Here is a 17,055-nt window from a genome sequence, read left to right as displayed (position 1 = left end):
CGTCTGGCATTATGGTGACTCTCCTTATCTACACGACAGTTCATACGTTTCCTTTATTTAAAAGAGGGACGACTGGTGACAAACGGCGAGCAGCCTCGGCTTTGGCAAGGTTGTGATCACTGCGTTTATCGTCTTCCATGCCCGCCTCGGCAATGAATGGCGTTCCGTCCGAAAGACGGCCTACCACATTGGGCAGATACTCGTGTGGTTTCCCCTCGAACGCGTAGCCAATGGCGAACGGCGCGTGCTTGGGGATCGGCAGTCGATAGGCTGCGGCAAACTGCAGGCCAATATCGCCACGTGCATAGCTGACCACTAGAGGATGGTACTCAAGCCACAAAAGTATCAGCACCTCAACGGTGGCCGTTGGATGGGTCGTATTTGTCTCTGTGGTCTTCGTTTTCATGAGCATGCATTTTGTTCTTCTGCACACAATATTCACCTCTTTCTAGAGACTCTTAACGTACATGGTGGACATGCAGCAGATATTCCTCACGGTGCAAGGGATTATAGTCCATGCGTTTGCGCGTGGGATACTCGCCCTCTTTTTGACGATAGCCGGCTGCCTGTGCCAGGAAAACGCCTTCGCCCTTGCTAAAGGCTGGCAGTTTACGCCTAAATTTCTCTGTTGTTTCTACTGGGATTGTGCCTGTTAAAAGGAAGGCGTCGCCTTGCAGAATCGGTTGCTCATAGACGGCTCCCAGTGCTGAGAGTTTGAATATGGCGGTGCTGAGGACATCTACCGGAATGCTGAGCTCAAACTGGTTGATTGGTTCATAGACGGCACTGCCAGCCTGGGAAAGAGCAGCCATCAGGACCAGCGGCGTCAGGTTTCTGAAGCCGCTCGCTGTGGAGCTAGCGCGATCAAAGCCCATGTGGGTGAGGGTGATGGCGATATCCGTCACTTCCCAACCATACAGGCCCTGTGCCAGGGTGGTGTAGAGCGTCTCCTCGATCGCGCGATAATAGGACAGTGGCAGCGCGCCGAGCGTACTTTTATAGCTCACCCCGCTTCCCACTGGCCCTGGCTCGACGCGAAAACCGATCGTCGCCACAAAAGGATTATCATCCTCGCCCATAATCTCCACCGCCTGTCCTATCCCTACCGGCTTTTCGATACAGACGATGGTTGTCTCGCTAAAGCGTACAGCCAGGCCATGCTGTTCTAGCAGCAAGGACTCAATGACCTCTTTCTGGACCTCGCCAAAGATGCGCAGGTAGATGGTCTGATGCAAGTCGTCCTTGAGGACAGAGATCAAAGGATCCTCTTCCGCCAGTTCCAGAAGCACCTGATAGAGCTGATGGTTGTACTCAGTGGGCACAGCCTCGATGCGCGTCTCCAATTGCGGAATGGCGAAGTGCAACGTTTTGATCTGGCTGGACCACTCGCCGACCACGTCACCGATTTTGACCTCCTTGAGTCCCCAGACTTTACAGAACTCGCCAGCCGCCACCATTGGTACCTGCTCGGTGGTACCTTCGCAGAACAGATGTAGCTTCTGAATCTTGCCCGTATACGTCTCGCTCGCGCCATCCGCCATGCGGCGTAGTACGTTTACCTGGCTGCGCACCTGCAAGCTGCCAGCGAATATACGCACATAAGCGATCTTCTCACCTGTCGCCTCCTTCTCCAGCTTAAAGACGATGCCTGACAATGGCTCCTCCTCCAGACTGGTCTGGGATGGGAACAGGTCGGCGAGCTGGGTCAGCAGCTCTTTGACGCCGACACCCGTAATGGCTGAACCAAAGAAGACCGGCGCGATCTGTGCCGTCCCGACTTGCTGCTTGAGCGCGCTCCAGACCTGTTCCGCTGTCATGCGCTCGTCCTCCACATAGGCGGCAAGCAGATGCTCATCATGAAGCGCGAGTTGTTCAAGACAGGTGTGTAGGAACACAGGATCATGCAGATCATTGGGGATAATGGCAGCCTGTTTGGTCTCGAGTTGTGTTGGTTGATTAAGTGGAAGAATATGCTCTGTGAGCTTGTCCTTGATGCGTTGCAGCAGGGAGTCAGATTGCGCGCCGCTGCGATCGATTTTGTTGATAAAGATAATGGTGGGGATTGCAAGTTTCTGCAGGGCTGACAGCAGAATGCGGGTCTGTGCCTGGATCCCTTCGACGGCTGAAATTACCAGCACCGCACCATCTAGCACGCTAAAAGAGCGCTCAACTTCAGCTAGGAAGTCCGCGTGCCCAGGGGTATCAATCAGATTGATTTTAACATCATTAACAAAAAAAGAGACCACAGAGGCCTTGATAGTGATGCCCCGTCTCTTCTCCAGATCCATAGCATCGGTCTGGGTCGTACCTTTATCGACGCGACCGACAGCGTCGATGACATGGGTCTCATACAGAATCCGTTCGGTCAGGCTGGTCTTGCCCGCGTCTACGTGCGCGACGATCCCTATATTGATGGTTGGCAATTATGATCATCCTTCTCTTATTCCTCATAATTTTTACCTCCTTTCCTGCTAAATGCACTAAAACGATCAACGTGTTCAGCCAGATTGCTGATCACTCATGAACTCACAGCAAGTTCGGCGCCTAGCGTACCATGGATGAATTCGCCTGTCAACTTTATTGGGCGGACCCCCAGGGCTTTCCAGTTCTCGAAAACGTAAATGTTGGAATTCTGTGGAACTGGCCCAATCTTGGTGAAAACACATCAGTAGCAGTGGTGTTGCTCTTCCTCCCATGCTCAGAAATAGGAGGACAATTGACCCAAAAAAGCTCATCATTCACCAAGATTGGGCCAGTTCCAAAACATGAGCACTTGCCCTCAATCATGAGCACCGCAAGGAAAGTACCTGGGCAAACCGCTCCGCACCTGGGGTATCGGCATGGAATGTTGTAAATAGGGGGGTGTTCGGATCACATTTACTTACCCGTCTTTGCTCCTCCCTTTGGCCTTTTCCGTGGGAGCATATTGCCGGCTTCGTCGTAAAAGTCCTTCATCGTGTCTGGGAAGTACAGGCGTTGTATCCCTGTTGACCTGCTCTCCTCCTTCGCCTCTACGTCAAAGTACAAAACCACTCCCGTCTCTAAAACGAGATGGACTATTCCCTCATAAAAGGGATCTTGACGTGTGTGATACCTGAGTTGACTCTGTGTCAAAGTTGCCCGCGCTTCTTCTAAAGACAGGCCAGGATGGAGAATCCAGGGATCTATCTGCATCTTTTCGCCACCAGAAGGAAGACACTTATACAGATAATCTATAAGGATGTACCATAGACTATGCTGCTCATCAAAGAACAGTTGCACACTGCCCGGTATGCCGTTGTCGCCGTTGCTGCCGTAGACCCATACCCCGGAATATTTCCAGTGATCTTCCTCTTTGTACCGCCGACGCTCCTTGCGGGAAAGTATACCATAGTCATCTGGGGGGCCAACAATCTCTTCTATTTGTCTCCGGGGCATTTTCAGGCGAAGAGAACCGAATGCTCCAGTTTGAAAAAACTCAAGCATCGAGACGAAAATAGCCATCGTTGTTCTTCCTCCAGTTCTCTGAAAAGAGTATGGGCGACACGTATTTTTCGATGAGACTCCTTTACAGGCTATGACAGCTTCACTCATTTTACCCTAAGTATGCTATTTACAACATTCCATGCCGATACCCCAGGTGCGGAGCGGTTTGCCCAGGTACTTTCCTTGCGGTGCTCATGATTGAGGGCAAGTGCTCATGTTTCGGGGCAAAAGCTGCTACATTTCAGGTCATTTACCACGAGCCTCACAAACCGTTATGGCATCGGTACAAGGAAAAGTTTTGTGAGAGAATAAGAATCCACACTATTTATCACAGCGATCATTAAGCCGGCCTCGCTAAGCCTGGCCCTCTCTTGGGGTGTGACTTCTAAGAGCCTGTTTGAAAAGGGGCAACCAGTCAGGTGAGATACACTTGGGATATGAAAGCAAACCAAATCTATCCCACAGATCTGACGGATGCCCAATGGTATTGTATCAAAGAGTTGATCCCAGCGGCCAAGCCGGGAGGAAGACCCAGAACCCTACCCATGCGAGCCGTCATCAACGCGATCCTCTACGTGGTCGTGACAGGATGCCAATGGCGTATGCTGCCCAAAGAGTATCCCGCCTGGCAAAGCGCGTATGTGTACTTTCGCGCGTTTCGTCGCGATGGGACGTGGCTCCGAATTCATGAGACACTGCGTGCTCAGGTTCGTCGACGAGTTGGCCGTCACAAGCACCCAACCGCAGGTGCCCTGGACAGTCAAAGCGTGAAAACGACACAGGGGCCTGGTATCCGTGGCTATGACGCAGGCAAACACGTCAAGGGTCGCAAGCGTCATATCCTGGTTGATACGTTGGGCTTGCTCATGGCCGTTGTGGTCACGGCAGCCTCAATGTCCGACGCGGCAGGAGCCAAACTTCTGCTCAAGCGCCTGGGTGGGGCTTGCAAAAAGCTCCGGCGCATCTGGGTCGATGGTGGCTATCGCGGTCATCTGCTCGAATGGGTGATGCTGCATTTTCACTTTCTTCTCCAGCCCGTGCTACGTAGCGATGATCAGAAAGGCTTTGTTGTCCTGCCCAGGCGGTGGGTGGTCGAACGAACCTTTGCCTGGATCACCCAATGTCGTCGCTTGAGTAAGGACTATGAAACGCTGACAGAAAGCAGCGAAGCTATGATCTACATTGCTATGACTCGCTTGATGATCCGACGCTTGGCAAGAAAATGACCTTTACAAACAAGTTCTTAGAGAATTCAGAAAGCGTCTCTCATTCAATCGCACTTATGGAAGCACAGCATAGTTTGGACGTAGGACTATAGGGATCGATCATATTGCTTGGATGTTGGTTCGAGGGTGTAAAATATTTTGGGTATGTGGTCACATGAAAGGTAGTGGATGCGCGAAGATGAAAGAAGAAGAAAAACGTCTGACCATTTGACGTGAACTGATCGATGAATTACTCGAGGAGAGCCACTTATGAACAATGGAGGAGAGGAGCAAAGGGAAGACCTGTTTGCGATTGAGCATTTTCCTTTGCCTCAAAGTGCCAGTATCTATTCACGTAAGGTCGCTCGCAGCGGGCATATTTCCTATGAAGGACGCCCCTACTTTGTCAGTAAGGCGCTGGCTGGTCGCTATATTCGTCTCGTGGTGAACGAAAATCGACTGATCGTAGATGTTGCGATCCCTTTGCATAAAGAGTACCTCTTGCACTAAAGATCAGGAAAAGAGCCCAGCTGTTTGTGCCAAATCGTTCCAGCCTGCGGTGGTAATAAGCGCGAAGAGTGGCTCTGCCCACGGGTTGCGCAACGAGATGTACTTTCGGCTAAAGGAGCTTCGAAGGCCCATTCAACGTTCGCGCTTTTTACTGGCAAGGAATCAGAAATACCTCTGCCTTATGGAAGCAGGAGCGTCAGGAAAGATGCTTTCAAGCCAGATTACTGGTGAGTTGAAACTCGTTGCGCAACCCGTGGGCTCTGGCTCACTCTTGATACCGCTGGCGAACCTTGGAGAGAGCGATGAGGTAGCCAGGGAACAGGCGTAACGTGAAGGGGGCCGGATCTGCGAACACCCTTGAGCCAAACAGAAGACTGACAAAAGGAGGAATTGCTCATATATTCCGCATTTCACCGAAGATTGAGGAGCTTTCAGCATGCTTGGGATCCAGACGCGCCCTTTACAATGCCACTCTGATGCGGTCGAGATGGGTTCGCCAGCAGTATCACTCTTGGTGATAAGGTCTGCAATAGCCCACGAGAAGTCAGAAGCCTGAGCACAAACATTGGGAGAGCGCAACTAAATAAGCTCATCATCCTCAGATACCCTACGGCAGAAGAAGCGCTCACGACACATGACATGTGCCGTGAGCGCTTCTTTTATTTTTGTTCCAGTGGCTAGCCGGTGCTTAGGAAGTACTGCATCGCGAGATTTAGGCCGGGACCTGTTCTTTCTTCATCTCGGCCAGCAGCTCGTGGTCGCCCGCGATCTCCTCCAGGGAGCGCTGATTTGGCTCGGGTAGGGTGAAGATGGTCAGGAGCAGACCCAGCAGGGAGACGACCGCCGCGACCCCCATGGCGCCCGGCAGTTTGACACTGGTGAGCAGGTAGGGGAAGGCGAAGGCGCCGATGAAGGCCCCCACCTTGCCCAGAGCGGCGGCGAGACCGTGCGCCGAGCTGCGAATCATGGTCGGGAAGATCTCGGCGGGATAGACAAACGTGGTAACGTTGGGTCCAAATTCTGTAAAAAAGTAGCCCAGCGAATAGAGCGAAAGGAAGGGCAGTGTGCTCTGTGTCAGCCCCGGCACCAGCGCAAGCAGGCCATAGGAGAGCGTCATCATCGCAAAGCCAAGGCATTGGATCTTCTTGCGTCCCAGGCGGTCGATGGTCAGGGCCGCTACAATATAGCCAGGCATGGCCGCGACCACAAAGATGACCAGGGTATACATCATGTTCGTAACGGCATTGGCATGCGAGTTGAGCGACTTCAGGACCAGGGGACTAGAGATGGTCGTGCCGTAGTAGGCGATATCGAGCAGGAACCAGGTGCCTGCGGTGCCAATGATCCATTTCAGGAAGCGTGGGGTAAAGAGCAGGTAGAGCCAGGATTTCTTTGGCTGCTGAGCCTGTTGCTTCTGAACTTTGACGTTCTTTTTTGCTGTACCATTGCCGGTCACGTTGCTGATGGTCTGCTGCGCGGCCTCGGCGTTGCCATGCATTATCAGGGCATAGCGGGGAGTTTCCTCAATCTGGCGGCGCAGGTAGAAGGTCGCCAGGGCGGGAACCGCGCCAAGCGCGAGCATGATGCGCCAGGTCAGGTCTGGATGCAGCCCTGAGACAAGTAGTACCAGCGCGACCAGGGGACCAAGAATCAGGCCCAGGCCCTGCATGGAGAAGACCATCGTGATCAGCTTGCCCCGGTCCTTGCGGTTAGAGTATTCGCTCATCAACGTGGCGCTTAGCGGATAATCGCCACCGATGCCCAGGCCCATGATGAAGCGGAAGACGAGCAGAAAGTAGATGTTAGGGGAGAGGGCTGAAATGATCGCCCCTGCCGCCAGCACGATCAGGGTCAGACCATAGATGGCGTGGCGTCCAATACGATCAGCCAGGCGCCCAAAGACGTACGAGCCCAGGGCTGCGGCGATGAGTGAGGTGCTACCTACGAGTGAGGTCTCTAAAGCGTTCAGGTGCCAGAGAGGGATCAGAATGGTCAGCGCGGCCCCAATAATAAACAGGTCATAGGCATCGGTAAAGAAACCCATACCTGAAGTGATCATAGCCTTCCAGTGAAAGCGTGAGAGGCCACTATTATCGAGTTGTGACAGCACATCATGCGCGTGTGGTGTTGTATGAGAGGGTTCGTTGGCCAGTGAACCAGTTTGACTATCTTTGACGAGCATATGGAACAAAACTCCTTGCTTAAGGGATAGGTTTGTAAATAGAAATATAACAATTAAAAGAATAACGCTCAATTGTTATGGGAGTGTTAAATAGAGGTTAAATTTCGCTGAGACAAAGGCAACGCCCTTGCCCACCATTGCTTCTCCCTAGAAATTGGGTACAGCCACAGGACATGGTGGAGAATTCTAGAAGCCTCTGCCAATCCCCTCTGGGCTGGATTTTTGTCATTGAACGGTCCAGACAGGCCATCGCTTCCCGAGGCGAGGCTTTATCCGAGTGCTTTTGCTGGCACCTTCACTGACTTTCTCACGACATGACACTGCACCCGCAACTGGCTTCGGTGGCTCTCAAGAGGAAACCGGCGACAATGGGTAAGAGAGCACCTCACGCGCCGTCCATCGTCGGTTGGTTCTTTCGGCTGCCATGGCTGGCGTCTGTTGCCGATAGCGTTGCGCTAACAGTTGGCCACCTCGCTGTCGTGGCTGCTCGAGCGCCACCCGCAGGGATTGGTGAGGACGCACAAAATGGTAGTACGCTCGCCACCATTCCAGATGGGCCAGCAGTTGTGGAGCCTGTTGGGAAGTGGCCCAGGTACGGCGAGCGAGCGCGGCTATTCCATGTCGGACGGTCAGATTCACCCGTTCAATGAAAGCCGTATTCAGTCGTCCTGAGAAACCCAGTCCCTGCAAGGTGCTTGTGAGAGCGGCCTGTGTCCCAAGGCGCATCACAGGCGTGACTTGTGCCAGCTTGCGCCGTCGGTAGCTTTTCTTCACTTGACCATACAGCAACTTCGCTGCCACTTGCCATCGGAGGACTTGCCGGCCTCGGCGATTCACCTGGAGCCAGTGTCCAAAATGGGCTGTGAGAGCATAGAAGTACAAGTTCAAGCCATCACTGGTGAACAGCGGAATGCACCCAGGCGCCAAGAACTGCCGCAGGGAATGGATGACCGTATGGGCCATGTGCTGCGTGCGGGGACCCAGATGGAGTACGGGAAGGATCTTGGTGAGAGGATCGATGGCCAGCCAGAGCCAGAGCACCTGTGTGGAACAGCGCAGCCGGATGCGCAGTTCGTCCAACTGGAGGTATGGGAGGTGGAGATGGAAGAAGAAGTGCTCATGCAAGGTCTGTGCGTGCCCACCTGCACGAGTGAGCCACGTCGTGATGGTGGCCTGGCGATAGCCGAAGACCCGTTCGGCGGCCGAAGCGTCCAGCCCTTCGGCCAGGGCAGAGAGCACCATGGCGATCTGGGGCGAGGGGGGGTTCAGACGATACAAGGGGGTGTGGCGTCTGGCAGTGAATGTGGTGTGGCAGGCCTGACAACGAAACGTCTGGATCCGCTCAGCCTGGCCATGTCTGCCATCACCGACCAAGGCGTGGACGTGAGCGTCTGTGATCCCGGCGTACGGGCACTGCGTGTTGGGACAAGCGAAGCCCTCAGTGTTGATCCGCTTGGGGGCTCCCCGGCGGCTTTTCACTTCGCACCAGGGTCGCACAGGCGTAGGCAGTGGCCCTCCCCTCGGCGAGGCAGCGGAGGCAAGACGACAGGAGGAACAATCGTGTGGGGAGCGGGGCTTGAGGAGACGATGGAGCTTGGGACGTAGCTTGGCAACTGCTCTCGACTGGGCAGGACCATGATGGGTCCAGCAGAGAGACCAAAGCCCGAACAGGCAGAGCGTGAGGAAGGACACGAGCAGGAACAAAAACACATAAGTGGTCATCAGGATCCTCTCTGCTTGAAATGAGGTGAATGGGAAGAGTACTCAGGAAGGATAACCAGGGTCACGGAGGATTGTCAATCCAGTAGGAGAGACGGCTGATTTATCCACCATCGTAAGAGGCTGTACCTCCCCCCTCGGATAAAAGAGGCGAAAGCGAGTGCGCGGCAGCTGGTGCGCTTGATTGCCAATGATGAAGGATATGGGACGCGTGTGGCGCAGCGCTGTGTCGAGGAGTGGTTGTTGTCTGGGAAGGGAAGTGTTGAAGCGCTGGCCGATAGCCTCGCCTATGTCTATGATTGCGAGCAACCAGCGAATGGGCCCAGTGTTCAGCGATAATTAGAACTGCCGGCGAATTGACTCACTAAAGATCTTACTTTGACAGGGTGATTGCCTCACGAGTAATGTAACCCAAGGCAATGTATTCCTACAGAGCGGAGGGTCAAGAAGTGAGGTCACACTTGAGTTATCAAAGCAAACGAGAATTGTTATGGCAGATGGCCCCTCGGTATCGAGAGGCATCCTCAGCACTCAAGGAGATCATCCTTGATGAGTTTGTCGCAGCGACTGGCTATGTCCGCAAGTATGCCATTCGGCTTCTCAACCACCCTGCGGAGCAGAAACTGATCATCACCCGCTCACGTCCAGCCCACTATGGACCAGAAGTACAGCACGCCTTGCATCTGGCCTGGACCGCAGCCAACCACATTTGCGCGAAGCGGCTCATTCCTTTCCTCCCGACCCTGGTTGCATCGCTAGAGCGGCATGGACATCTCCACCTGAGTGAGAAATGCCGGAGCCAGCTTCTCACGATGAGTCCAGCGACGGCTGACCGGATTCTCCAGCCGTATCGTAAGCAGGAGCGACATGGGATCTCGACCACCAGATCGGGAACGCTGCTTAAAAAGCAGATCCCAGTTCGCCCCTTCAACGATTGGAATGAAACCCAACCCGGCTTTCTGGAAGCTGACCTGGTTGCTCATTGTGGCACCCATGCCGATGGGTCATACCTTTACACGTTAACCCTCACCGACATTGCCACCGGCTGGACCGAATGCCTCCCTCTCCTCAACCGAGGCCAGGAGGCGGTGATCGTCGCCCTGAAACGAGCGCAGCAACTCCTCCCCTTTCCGCTGCTCGGGATCGACACGGACAATGGGGGCGAGTTTATCAATGCGGAATTGCTGACATTCTGTGAACAAGAACACATCACCTTCACCAGAGGGCGCCCCAGGCGCAGTAACGATCAGTGTTACGTCGAACAGAAGAACGGGCAGATTGTTCGGCAGGTCGTGGGCTATGATCGCTTTGAGGGCAGACTTGCCTCTCAGCAACTGACCGAACTCTATCGAGCATTGCGTGTCTATGTCAATTGTTTCCAGCCTTCGATGAAGCTGGCATTGAAAGAACGGGAGGGCAGCAAAGTGCGGCGCACCTACGATCAGGCCCAAACGCCCATGCAACGGCTGCTCGCCTCGGGGATCTTATCGGAGGCCAAGCAGCAGGACCTGCTTCGGATTACGGAGGCGCTGGACCCACTCCGTTTACTTACCCAACTCGAGCACTTACAGAAAGCCCTTTGGAGGCATGCGGTCACCTCATCCGCAGAGGAGGCTGCATCTCTTGCTCCCGTTCGGTTTTCGGTGCAGCAATGCACCGAGGGAAAAGTCCCTACCGATGGGCTTCCTCATACGCCGCCTTCGCTGCTCAAACAAGCGCGTAAGAAGACGTATCAAAAAACAGGGCGACCGCATGATTGGCGGACGCGCAAGGACCCCTTCGAGGGGGAATGGGAACAAATCACTACCTGGGTGCTCGTCCAACCAGAACTGACAGGAGTGGAAATCTTTCACCGCTTGGAACAGCATTCCCCAGGACGCTACCGACCAACGCAGGTTCGTACCTTACAGCGGGGTCTCGCGAAGTTACGCGCTCGGCTCCTGATCACCTTCGAAGACCACTGGGAGGAGGAAGTGGTGAATGGACACCTCCCAGTTCCTGAGCTGCGAGCTGAAGTCCTTGCTGGTCTTCCCTCATGAGAGGACGAGATCGGAGGAATCTCCTCGCCAGAAGGCGTGGGCGATGCCGCCCTTGACCGGAGGGGGGCGCTCTCCGCGCCTTCTGGCGGAAGCACGCTGGTCATACCGCCAAGAAGCCTCAAGCCCCCCAGAGATGCTTGATGAGCCTATCGGCTCCTCCTTGCAGAGAGGAGGTTTCTCAGCGTAAGATATGATATTCGCAAAGTAAGATTTCCCATGAGGCATTTCCTCTGGTTTGGTAAGATTCTTTCATGAGGCAATGCGCCTCCTCTGCTGTGGCGCGGCAAATCCAAGGGCGATTGTTGGACCTGAAGGCATTGTCTGGTGGTCGTACGTTTCCCGACCAATGGTGGTGGTGGGCGCGTCACGCGCACCTGCACAGCGCGGGGGACTTCTTTGCCCACCGAGGCCAATATGAGCGGGAAACGGCGGGGACGGGAGCGACCAAGCTCTACTCTATAGAGAGTGTTGTGCAGGTGTGTTCCTAGGCATGTCTGGACCTGGTGACGGTGCTTGGGTTGGGGTTGCTCCTGGAAGAGGAACGTCTCTCTTTACCAGGGGTGCTTGATCTGAAGTGGTGGCAGGAGCGGGTGAGGTCCGCGCGGATCTCCTCGCGGATCTCCTCGCGGATCTCCTCTCGCGTCGAGTTGTCACCGCTGTGGTTGCCCCAGGGGATGAGCACGGGACGCTGCACGTTGAAGAACAGGTTGAGCTACATCCAGCGCATGGTCTGCAGTGAGGGGAAGACAGCGTGTCTATTTCCTGGTGCTCAGGAAGGACGTTAAAGGGAACATCATACAACGGATTGGCTGATGTGCGGCTTTCCGTTGTATGATCGCAAGGGAGTGTGGCGGTTGTGCCTGGTCGGGTGTATGTCGCGCGTGCGAGTGTTGGGCTGGATGAAAACGGCGCTCATTGCGTGCTTGTGCCCACTGCCTGGCTGTTGCCAACAGTTCATCGTGACCTGTTGGAATGATGGTATCCTGTTTCTTCTCTAAAATATATGCGATATCGTATAGATTTTACGTGTGCGGAGGGGACGTGATATGCTTATTCTGTGAGGAGGAGCATATGAGGTTGACGTATGAGCAGATGAAGGAGCAGGCGCGGCAGAGTGGAAAGAGGGTGACGGATTTCATTGCGCTGGCAGCGCAAAACGATCCGTTTTATGCGGGTCGTCCGAATAATCGTCGCCAGGCGCAATGGTTTGCGGAGCTCTGGAGAGGATTGGGATATGAGCAGAGGACCCATTTGCGACGGGTGCATTATCAGCTTGTGAGCCAGGCCTCGGCGATTGTAAATTCACGGTGTTTCTTCTTGAGCAGGAAAGAGACTGAAGTAGGAAAAAGACAGGCCAGACAACTGATGAGGAAAACTGGCCTGTCAACGGCAGTGTTAGCCCTTACTGGCTAGTGCTCCGTTCGTTACGTGCAGTAGCAAAACGGACTGGCTTCTAGAACCGGATCATGCGATAAGCCTGCTTATTTTTGTTACTGGCGGATGTAACGAAAGCAGCATTAGCCTTTGAAAAAATCCGCGTTGATCTTAATATACTGGTTCCATTCCTCGGGAACGGCAGATTCCTCGAAAATAGCCGTCACCGGGCAGACAGGTTCGCACGCGCCACAGTCAATGCACTCGTCAGGATTGATATAGAGTTGCTCGCTGGACTCGAATCCCGCCTCGCTCTGAGTGGGATGGATACAGTCTACCGGGCAAACATCGACACAGGAAGCATCTTTCACACCCACGCATGGCTGGGTAATTACATAGGTCATAGCTACGATATCCTCCTCTTGGCTCGCCATGTGAGAGAGGCTATTGATCCCTGGTACATGACGGCTACGTGTTTAGTTGTTGGTGGTGTTGGCACTAGGGACAAGCGAACGTTCCAACGGAACGGGCTGGCAACGTTCACGACGTCATGGGCGAATCCATCACAAGGAAGGGACAAGAAGCATTCCCCTACCTCATTTTAGGGCAGAGATGCAATGAGCCCCGAATTTACAATTGTCGAGCACTGGAGGTCGCCTCTAGAGTGGTTTTCCCAGGCGGTCAATGGTTACTGCTCATGCTTCGCGCCAATTGCTCACTCTTCGGTTCTGTTCCGCTTTTGGTGATTTAGGTTGCTTGCTACATATGCAGTGCTAGTGCTGGTTCCATTGAGCCTGTATGGGCAGGTTCGCCGGCGTGCCGGATGTGAGGCGCAGGATGGAGTGGTGGACTTGATTCTCCAGGGCGAGCGCGTTGTCGCCAACGTGTGTTGCTCAAGGAGGTTCTCCCAACCTTTTTCCCCTTCTGTTTGAGAGGAAGTGCACACGAAAGGTGAAAACGCTCTATTGACGATGAGAGCGTGTTGCTCTTGAGCAGAGGAGGGAAGAAGAGATGCTTGGGCAACTGAGTCGCACGCAAATCGAGGAAATGCTGCATACAGAAATGGTTGGGCGTTTTGGGTACCATGCTGAGGGCAAAACCTACATTGTCCTAATCAACTATGTGTACGATGACGAGCATATGTATGGGTACTCGCTCCAAGGCATACAGATCCAGCTCTTGCAGGCTCATCCCGAAGTCTGTTTTGAAGTGGACCATAGACAGAACCTCTCTCACTGGCGCAGCGTTATCGCCTGGGGAACATTTGAAGAGCTTGAGGACGAGGAGGCGGCGCGCGCGGCCCTCCTGATCATGCAGCGCGAAATGACCCTGATCGCCAGTGGGCATTCGGTTCACAGGATGAACCGGATCAATCCGCAGTCCACCTCATTGGGCAGTATGATCTACCGCATTCACCTGGTGGAGAAGACCGGGCGCTTCGAGACGGATAGCGAAGCAGGACAGCCATAGCAGACAATCGCTTCAAACAAAACAGCGTTCATGCGAAACGTGCAGCGGCATGGCCTCTACGTTTTCACTCACATGTGTATACAATGTAAAATAATAGATATTATGCGCATGTGAGATATGAGAACATATAGGAAACATGGACGATTGGAGTTTTTTTGCCACGTATTTGAGGAGGGAGCCAGGAGCCAGAAGAGGTGTTCAGCTCGCTGGCTTTCGCGACCTGTGTGGCAGCAGAAGCGGCAGAGAGGATCAGCATTGTCCCAGAGAAGTGTCAAGCCTGACCATCCTCGCATCTGAACATTTCCCATCTGGCGCTCACGCCTCAGTCGTCATTTGCATGGGACGTGTCACAAAAAACGTGTTCCCTTTCTCCGCTGAGGATTCCGTCCACATCTGCCCTCCATGCTCCGACCTGCGCCTCCTTTAAAACCTGGCGACACGTGGTGCGATGGAACGACGATGTATCGCTATCAGTGTACTCCCAGTCCCTATCCCGGTAGCCGGTTCTGTCAGAATTCAGAGAAAGGCTTGCCCTGGCGATCGTTTGCGAGGTATGCTGAGAGCACCAACGTATTTGAGATGGAGTGATTTATGAACTGCCCACACTGCGACTCAACCACCACAAAAGAGCAAGCCCAGAAGACAACACTCGATTATCGCATGTTCCATTGCTCTGCTTGTAAGCGTCTTTTCAATGAGCGCACAGGGACGCCGTTCAATTTTCTGGAATATCCCACCGATGTAGTCCTGCTGGTAGTCCTGTGGAGGCTTCGGTATAAGTTGAGCCTGCGAGATCTGGCTGAAATGTTTCTGGAGCGGGGCCTCGTGTTCTCTTATGAGACGGTTCGAGCATGGGAAGCGCGCTTTGCTCCACTCATCGCAGAGCAATTACGAGTCAAACGGCGTGGGCAAGCAGGGCGGTCCTGGTATGTGGACGAAACGTATATCAAGGTCCACGGGAAGTGGTGCTACCTTTACCGAGCCATTGATGCTGATGGCTATCTGGTTGATTCGCTACTGAGTGAGAAGCGTGATATGGATGCTGCCAAGCGGTTCTTTAAGCACGCTCTTGCCGTTGTTGGCCATGCTCCGGAACAAGTGACAACGGACAGACATACCTCCTATCCACGAGCAGTGCGTGAAACACTGGGCAACCAAGTGCAACATCGAACCAACAAATACCTCAATAATCGCCTGGAGCAAGACCATCGGGGAGTCAAGCAACGGTATTATCCCATGCATGGTTTTGGAAGCTTCAACTCAGCTGCCCGTTTCTGTTCTGCTTTCGATGAATTACGAAATTATCTTCGTCCGCGCTCCGCTGTAGGAGAGTCAGCCACACTCTCAGAGCAGCGACGAGCTTTCCTTCAACGACTTGCTGCCTTGAAAGCTTTGATACAAGCAGCTTAGTAGCGAGAGACGAGCTGTAGTAAGTTCTCAGGAACTCTGATGAGTCTCTACGCTCTCAGTTCTGACAGAACCCTTCGTATTTCTTTGAGCTGTTGTGGTGTACACAGTGTTATATGCGTCTGCTGGGCGGCCGTGTGTCAGGCGGATCCGTTTCCTCCAGAGGGGACAATGGGTGTGTGCTGGATTCACAATTCCGGGATATCGAGGCCTGCATCGGCGATGTAATAACGGCCGTCGAGGGGTGAGCGTTCGACGACGCAATAAGGCTCAAGTGGTGGGAGGTCGCGGGAGGGAGGATGTTGTTGTGCGAGCCAGGTGGCGAGGGCCTCTGGGAGGTCAGACATGTGTGGCGCAAGCCAGGCAACAAATTCCAGGGCTTGCTCCGGTGTCAGACGGATGCGGCGACCATCGGGGAGCAGCAGCTCGAAGGGAGTGTCCATAGGTATCTCCTTAGTAGGACAGAGTACGAGGGGCCTACTGGTCTTTCTCTTAAGAGTATACAGCATTCTTGCTTGGAGGAGGCAGGATGAGCGTGCAGATGATGGTGCCTCTGCATCCTGATCCAGAGGCCAAAATCTGGCGTGCGTGTCTCTGTGAAGAGAAGAACGTGGTGAGAGCGCGATCGCGCTTTGGAGAAGAGCCTATGCGAGTGAGCGAGTCTGTGGTGCTTCCGTTGCCCAGCCGGGTGCAGGTGATGGTGCTGGCAGCGCTGTTGTTCCACGAGCAATATGGGAGGGGCGTGCGGATTGAGGTGCGTGGTCAGGTGCAGGGCAAGGGGCTGCAGGTGCATGTCTTTCGTGAGTGGGTGGAGGTGGGAGAATTCGATGCAGCTCTTGATTTGGTGGGGCTGAAAGATCCGGGGTATAGTATGGAAGAAGAGGATGAGGAGGAAGATGGACTCAGGTGGGTAATTCCGACAGGCCCGGGCGAATATCGGCTGTCGGAGCGGAATGAGAGGCCTGGGTTCTAGTGGTGACGAGGGGCGTAGGCCAGGCGCCGTGTGCGCGATCGTGTCCTGCAGGGAGAGGATTGTATTCCTGTGGAGGTATCGAGATGCTTGTCTGCGTTCTGTTTCTGTCGCAGGAGTGCAGCGCGAGAGTGTGAAGGTGGGTGTGGGAGGACTCGCTTGCCGTATAGAGGAGCAGCAGGAGTCGGAGACATTGATGGGGAAGGAAGAGCTGGTGCTGTTGATAGATGGCAATTTCATCTTCCCCGAGCTCTGATGCACAGGCCCAGGCAAGGTATAAGTGTGCCTGGTGGAGCGAGCGAGCATGGGTGATCTGCGTGAGCAGGTGCGGCAGAAGCGAGGGGTGCCTCACAGAGCAGCGCGTCTTCTCTTCGCTGGCCTGTTCGATAAGCGTCGTTTCAATGGCTGTCTTCTCCAGATGTTGGAGACAGGACTTGCAGGAGATGTGTTGCGGCTTGCCATGAAGGGAGAGACGCCAGCCACGCGAGGAGATGTTCCCTTGTGAATCTGCATCCGGTTTCCCATTGAGGCAAAGCGTGCGGCCATGCCTGGCAACATGGGTGGTGAACTGTGTGGGCGACCAAGTCTTGTGTGTGGTGTCCCAGTGATGTTTGATGAGAAGGTGCATATTTTTGAATGCCTGTGTTTTGATGTGTAGCTCTGAACGAGAAACGTGTATATTTCTCACTAGTATACCATAAGTATTTCAAGAGC

At 54.0% G+C, this 17,055-nt stretch carries 19 protein-coding genes; 11 read left to right on the top strand and 8 right to left on the bottom strand.

All coding sequences use genetic code 11. From position 1 onward, the window contains the following. Positions 1–40: 40 nt before the first annotated feature. The 3 genes from KRAC_RS42045 to KRAC_RS42035 all read right to left on the bottom strand — a co-directional run bounded on the left by KRAC_RS42045 (position 41) and on the right by KRAC_RS42035 (position 3,483). Positions 41–406: a hypothetical protein gene (locus KRAC_RS42045; protein ID WP_157507812.1), complete on the bottom strand. Its 366-nt coding sequence runs from the start codon at positions 404–406 to the stop codon at positions 41–43. Between the two features lie 52 nt (positions 407–458). Beyond that, on the bottom strand, positions 459–2,423 hold the full coding sequence (locus KRAC_RS42040; RefSeq protein ID WP_007917907.1) for a GTP-binding protein: 1,965 nt from the start codon (positions 2,421–2,423) through the stop codon (positions 459–461). Positions 2,424–2,877: 454 nt separating this feature from the next. After that, positions 2,878–3,483: a hypothetical protein gene (locus KRAC_RS42035; protein ID WP_007917906.1), complete on the bottom strand. Its 606-nt coding sequence runs from the start codon at positions 3,481–3,483 to the stop codon at positions 2,878–2,880. A 419-nt stretch (positions 3,484–3,902) separates the two neighbouring features. Here KRAC_RS42035 and KRAC_RS42030 point away from each other — a divergent pair, with 419 nt between their 5' ends. The 3 genes from KRAC_RS42030 to KRAC_RS78720 all read left to right on the top strand — a co-directional run bounded on the left by KRAC_RS42030 (position 3,903) and on the right by KRAC_RS78720 (position 5,508). Continuing rightward, positions 3,903–4,691 (top strand): IS5 family transposase, encoded by a 789-nt coding sequence (locus tag KRAC_RS42030; protein ID WP_007907679.1) that lies wholly within the window; start codon positions 3,903–3,905, stop codon positions 4,689–4,691. 249 nt (positions 4,692–4,940) lie between these two features. Next, positions 4,941–5,180, top strand: a complete 240-nt coding sequence (locus KRAC_RS42025; protein WP_007917612.1) for a hypothetical protein — start codon at positions 4,941–4,943, stop codon at positions 5,178–5,180. 205 nt (positions 5,181–5,385) lie between these two features. Beyond that, positions 5,386–5,508: a hypothetical protein gene (locus KRAC_RS78720; RefSeq protein ID WP_007917613.1), complete on the top strand. Its 123-nt coding sequence runs from the start codon at positions 5,386–5,388 to the stop codon at positions 5,506–5,508. Positions 5,509–5,892: 384 nt separating this feature from the next. Here the strand turns inward: KRAC_RS78720 and KRAC_RS42015 are convergent, their stop codons facing one another. Next, positions 5,893–7,362 carry an MFS transporter gene (locus tag KRAC_RS42015; protein WP_007917905.1) on the bottom strand — a complete coding sequence of 490 codons (1,470 nt, stop codon included), beginning with the start codon at positions 7,360–7,362 and terminating at the stop codon, positions 5,893–5,895. A 348-nt stretch (positions 7,363–7,710) separates the two neighbouring features. Then, positions 7,711–9,084: an integrase core domain-containing protein gene (locus tag KRAC_RS42010; protein WP_007917904.1), complete on the bottom strand. Its 1,374-nt coding sequence runs from the start codon at positions 9,082–9,084 to the stop codon at positions 7,711–7,713. Positions 9,085–9,261: 177 nt separating this feature from the next. Between KRAC_RS42010 and KRAC_RS74030 the strand changes: the two genes are divergently transcribed. The 5 genes from KRAC_RS74030 (at position 9,262) to KRAC_RS41995 (ending at position 12,533) form a co-directional block, all read left to right on the top strand. Then, entirely contained in the window at positions 9,262–9,420 is a 159-nt protein-coding gene (locus KRAC_RS74030) for a hypothetical protein (RefSeq protein WP_169461017.1), read from the top strand. Positions 9,421–9,542: 122 nt separating this feature from the next. Continuing rightward, positions 9,543–11,120, top strand: a complete 1,578-nt coding sequence (locus KRAC_RS42005) for an integrase catalytic domain-containing protein (protein ID WP_157507811.1) — start codon at positions 9,543–9,545, stop codon at positions 11,118–11,120. A gap of 324 nt (positions 11,121–11,444) precedes the next feature. Further along, positions 11,445–11,582 (top strand): hypothetical protein, encoded by a 138-nt coding sequence (locus KRAC_RS72520; protein ID WP_157507809.1) that lies wholly within the window; start codon positions 11,445–11,447, stop codon positions 11,580–11,582. Positions 11,583–11,694: 112 nt separating this feature from the next. Then, positions 11,695–11,859: a hypothetical protein gene (locus KRAC_RS72515; protein WP_157507808.1), complete on the top strand. Its 165-nt coding sequence runs from the start codon at positions 11,695–11,697 to the stop codon at positions 11,857–11,859. Positions 11,860–12,191: 332 nt separating this feature from the next. Further along, complete coding sequence (locus tag KRAC_RS41995) at positions 12,192–12,533, top strand: hypothetical protein (RefSeq protein ID WP_007917901.1); 342 nt, start codon at positions 12,192–12,194, stop codon at positions 12,531–12,533. 104 nt (positions 12,534–12,637) lie between these two features. Here the strand turns inward: KRAC_RS41995 and KRAC_RS41990 are convergent, their stop codons facing one another. Continuing rightward, entirely contained in the window at positions 12,638–12,898 is a 261-nt protein-coding gene (locus tag KRAC_RS41990; protein WP_007917900.1) for a 4Fe-4S dicluster domain-containing protein, read from the bottom strand. Positions 12,899–13,505: 607 nt separating this feature from the next. On the opposite strand from KRAC_RS41990, the gene KRAC_RS41985 reads away from it, so the two are divergent. Together KRAC_RS41985 and KRAC_RS41980 are read left to right on the top strand one after the other, a co-directional pair. After that, positions 13,506–13,964 carry a pyridoxamine 5'-phosphate oxidase family protein gene (locus tag KRAC_RS41985; protein WP_007917899.1) on the top strand — a complete coding sequence of 153 codons (459 nt, stop codon included), beginning with the start codon at positions 13,506–13,508 and terminating at the stop codon, positions 13,962–13,964. A 591-nt stretch (positions 13,965–14,555) separates the two neighbouring features. After that, positions 14,556–15,374, top strand: coding sequence for an IS6 family transposase (locus KRAC_RS41980; RefSeq protein WP_007917893.1), 819 nt, complete (start codon positions 14,556–14,558; stop codon positions 15,372–15,374). Positions 15,375–15,559: 185 nt separating this feature from the next. Here the strand turns inward: KRAC_RS41980 and KRAC_RS41975 are convergent, their stop codons facing one another. After that, positions 15,560–15,814, bottom strand: a complete 255-nt coding sequence (locus KRAC_RS41975) for a hypothetical protein (RefSeq protein ID WP_007917741.1) — start codon at positions 15,812–15,814, stop codon at positions 15,560–15,562. 86 nt (positions 15,815–15,900) lie between these two features. Between KRAC_RS41975 and KRAC_RS41970 the strand changes: the two genes are divergently transcribed. After that, the gene (locus KRAC_RS41970; RefSeq protein WP_007917892.1) at positions 15,901–16,344 is read left to right on the top strand and encodes a hypothetical protein; all 444 of its coding nucleotides are present in this window, start codon (positions 15,901–15,903) and stop codon (positions 16,342–16,344) included. Here KRAC_RS41970 and KRAC_RS67485 read toward each other — a convergent pair. Then, complete coding sequence (locus KRAC_RS67485) at positions 16,274–16,969, bottom strand: hypothetical protein (protein ID WP_007917891.1); 696 nt, start codon at positions 16,967–16,969, stop codon at positions 16,274–16,276. The two genes, KRAC_RS41970 and KRAC_RS67485, sit on opposite strands and share 71 nt — an antisense overlap. Positions 16,970–17,055: the final 86 nt, after the last annotated feature.

It is taken from the genome of Ktedonobacter racemifer DSM 44963, from assembly GCF_000178855.1.
GTDB classification, from domain to species: Bacteria; Chloroflexota; Ktedonobacteria; order Ktedonobacterales; family Ktedonobacteraceae; genus Ktedonobacter; species Ktedonobacter racemifer.
The sequence above is the reverse complement of the archived record's forward strand: the minus strand, read 5'-3'. Positions and strand labels throughout refer to the sequence as shown.

What these genes read in the sequence shown, in the direction of transcription:
- KRAC_RS42045 (WP_157507812.1), bottom strand. Translation starts at nt 406, where the DNA reads ATGAAAACGAAGACCACAGAGACAAATACGACCCATCCAACGGCCACC.
- KRAC_RS42035 (WP_007917906.1), bottom strand. Translation starts at nt 3,483, where the DNA reads ATGGCTATTTTCGTCTCGATGCTTGAGTTTTTTCAAACTGGAGCATTC.
- KRAC_RS42030 (WP_007907679.1), top strand. Translation starts at nt 3,903, where the DNA reads ATGAAAGCAAACCAAATCTATCCCACAGATCTGACGGATGCCCAATGG.
- KRAC_RS42025 (WP_007917612.1), top strand. Translation starts at nt 4,941, where the DNA reads ATGAACAATGGAGGAGAGGAGCAAAGGGAAGACCTGTTTGCGATTGAG.
- KRAC_RS78720 (WP_007917613.1), top strand. Translation starts at nt 5,386, where the DNA reads ATGCTTTCAAGCCAGATTACTGGTGAGTTGAAACTCGTTGCGCAACCC.
- KRAC_RS42015 (WP_007917905.1), bottom strand. Translation starts at nt 7,362, where the DNA reads ATGCTCGTCAAAGATAGTCAAACTGGTTCACTGGCCAACGAACCCTCT.
- KRAC_RS42010 (WP_007917904.1), bottom strand. Translation starts at nt 9,084, where the DNA reads ATGACCACTTATGTGTTTTTGTTCCTGCTCGTGTCCTTCCTCACGCTC.
- KRAC_RS41995 (WP_007917901.1), top strand. Translation starts at nt 12,192, where the DNA reads ATGAGGTTGACGTATGAGCAGATGAAGGAGCAGGCGCGGCAGAGTGGA.
- KRAC_RS41990 (WP_007917900.1), bottom strand. Translation starts at nt 12,898, where the DNA reads ATGACCTATGTAATTACCCAGCCATGCGTGGGTGTGAAAGATGCTTCC.
- KRAC_RS41985 (WP_007917899.1), top strand. Translation starts at nt 13,506, where the DNA reads ATGCTTGGGCAACTGAGTCGCACGCAAATCGAGGAAATGCTGCATACA.
- KRAC_RS41980 (WP_007917893.1), top strand. Translation starts at nt 14,556, where the DNA reads ATGAACTGCCCACACTGCGACTCAACCACCACAAAAGAGCAAGCCCAG.
- KRAC_RS41975 (WP_007917741.1), bottom strand. Translation starts at nt 15,814, where the DNA reads ATGGACACTCCCTTCGAGCTGCTGCTCCCCGATGGTCGCCGCATCCGT.
- KRAC_RS41970 (WP_007917892.1), top strand. Translation starts at nt 15,901, where the DNA reads ATGAGCGTGCAGATGATGGTGCCTCTGCATCCTGATCCAGAGGCCAAA.
- KRAC_RS67485 (WP_007917891.1), bottom strand. Translation starts at nt 16,969, where the DNA reads ATGCACCTTCTCATCAAACATCACTGGGACACCACACACAAGACTTGG.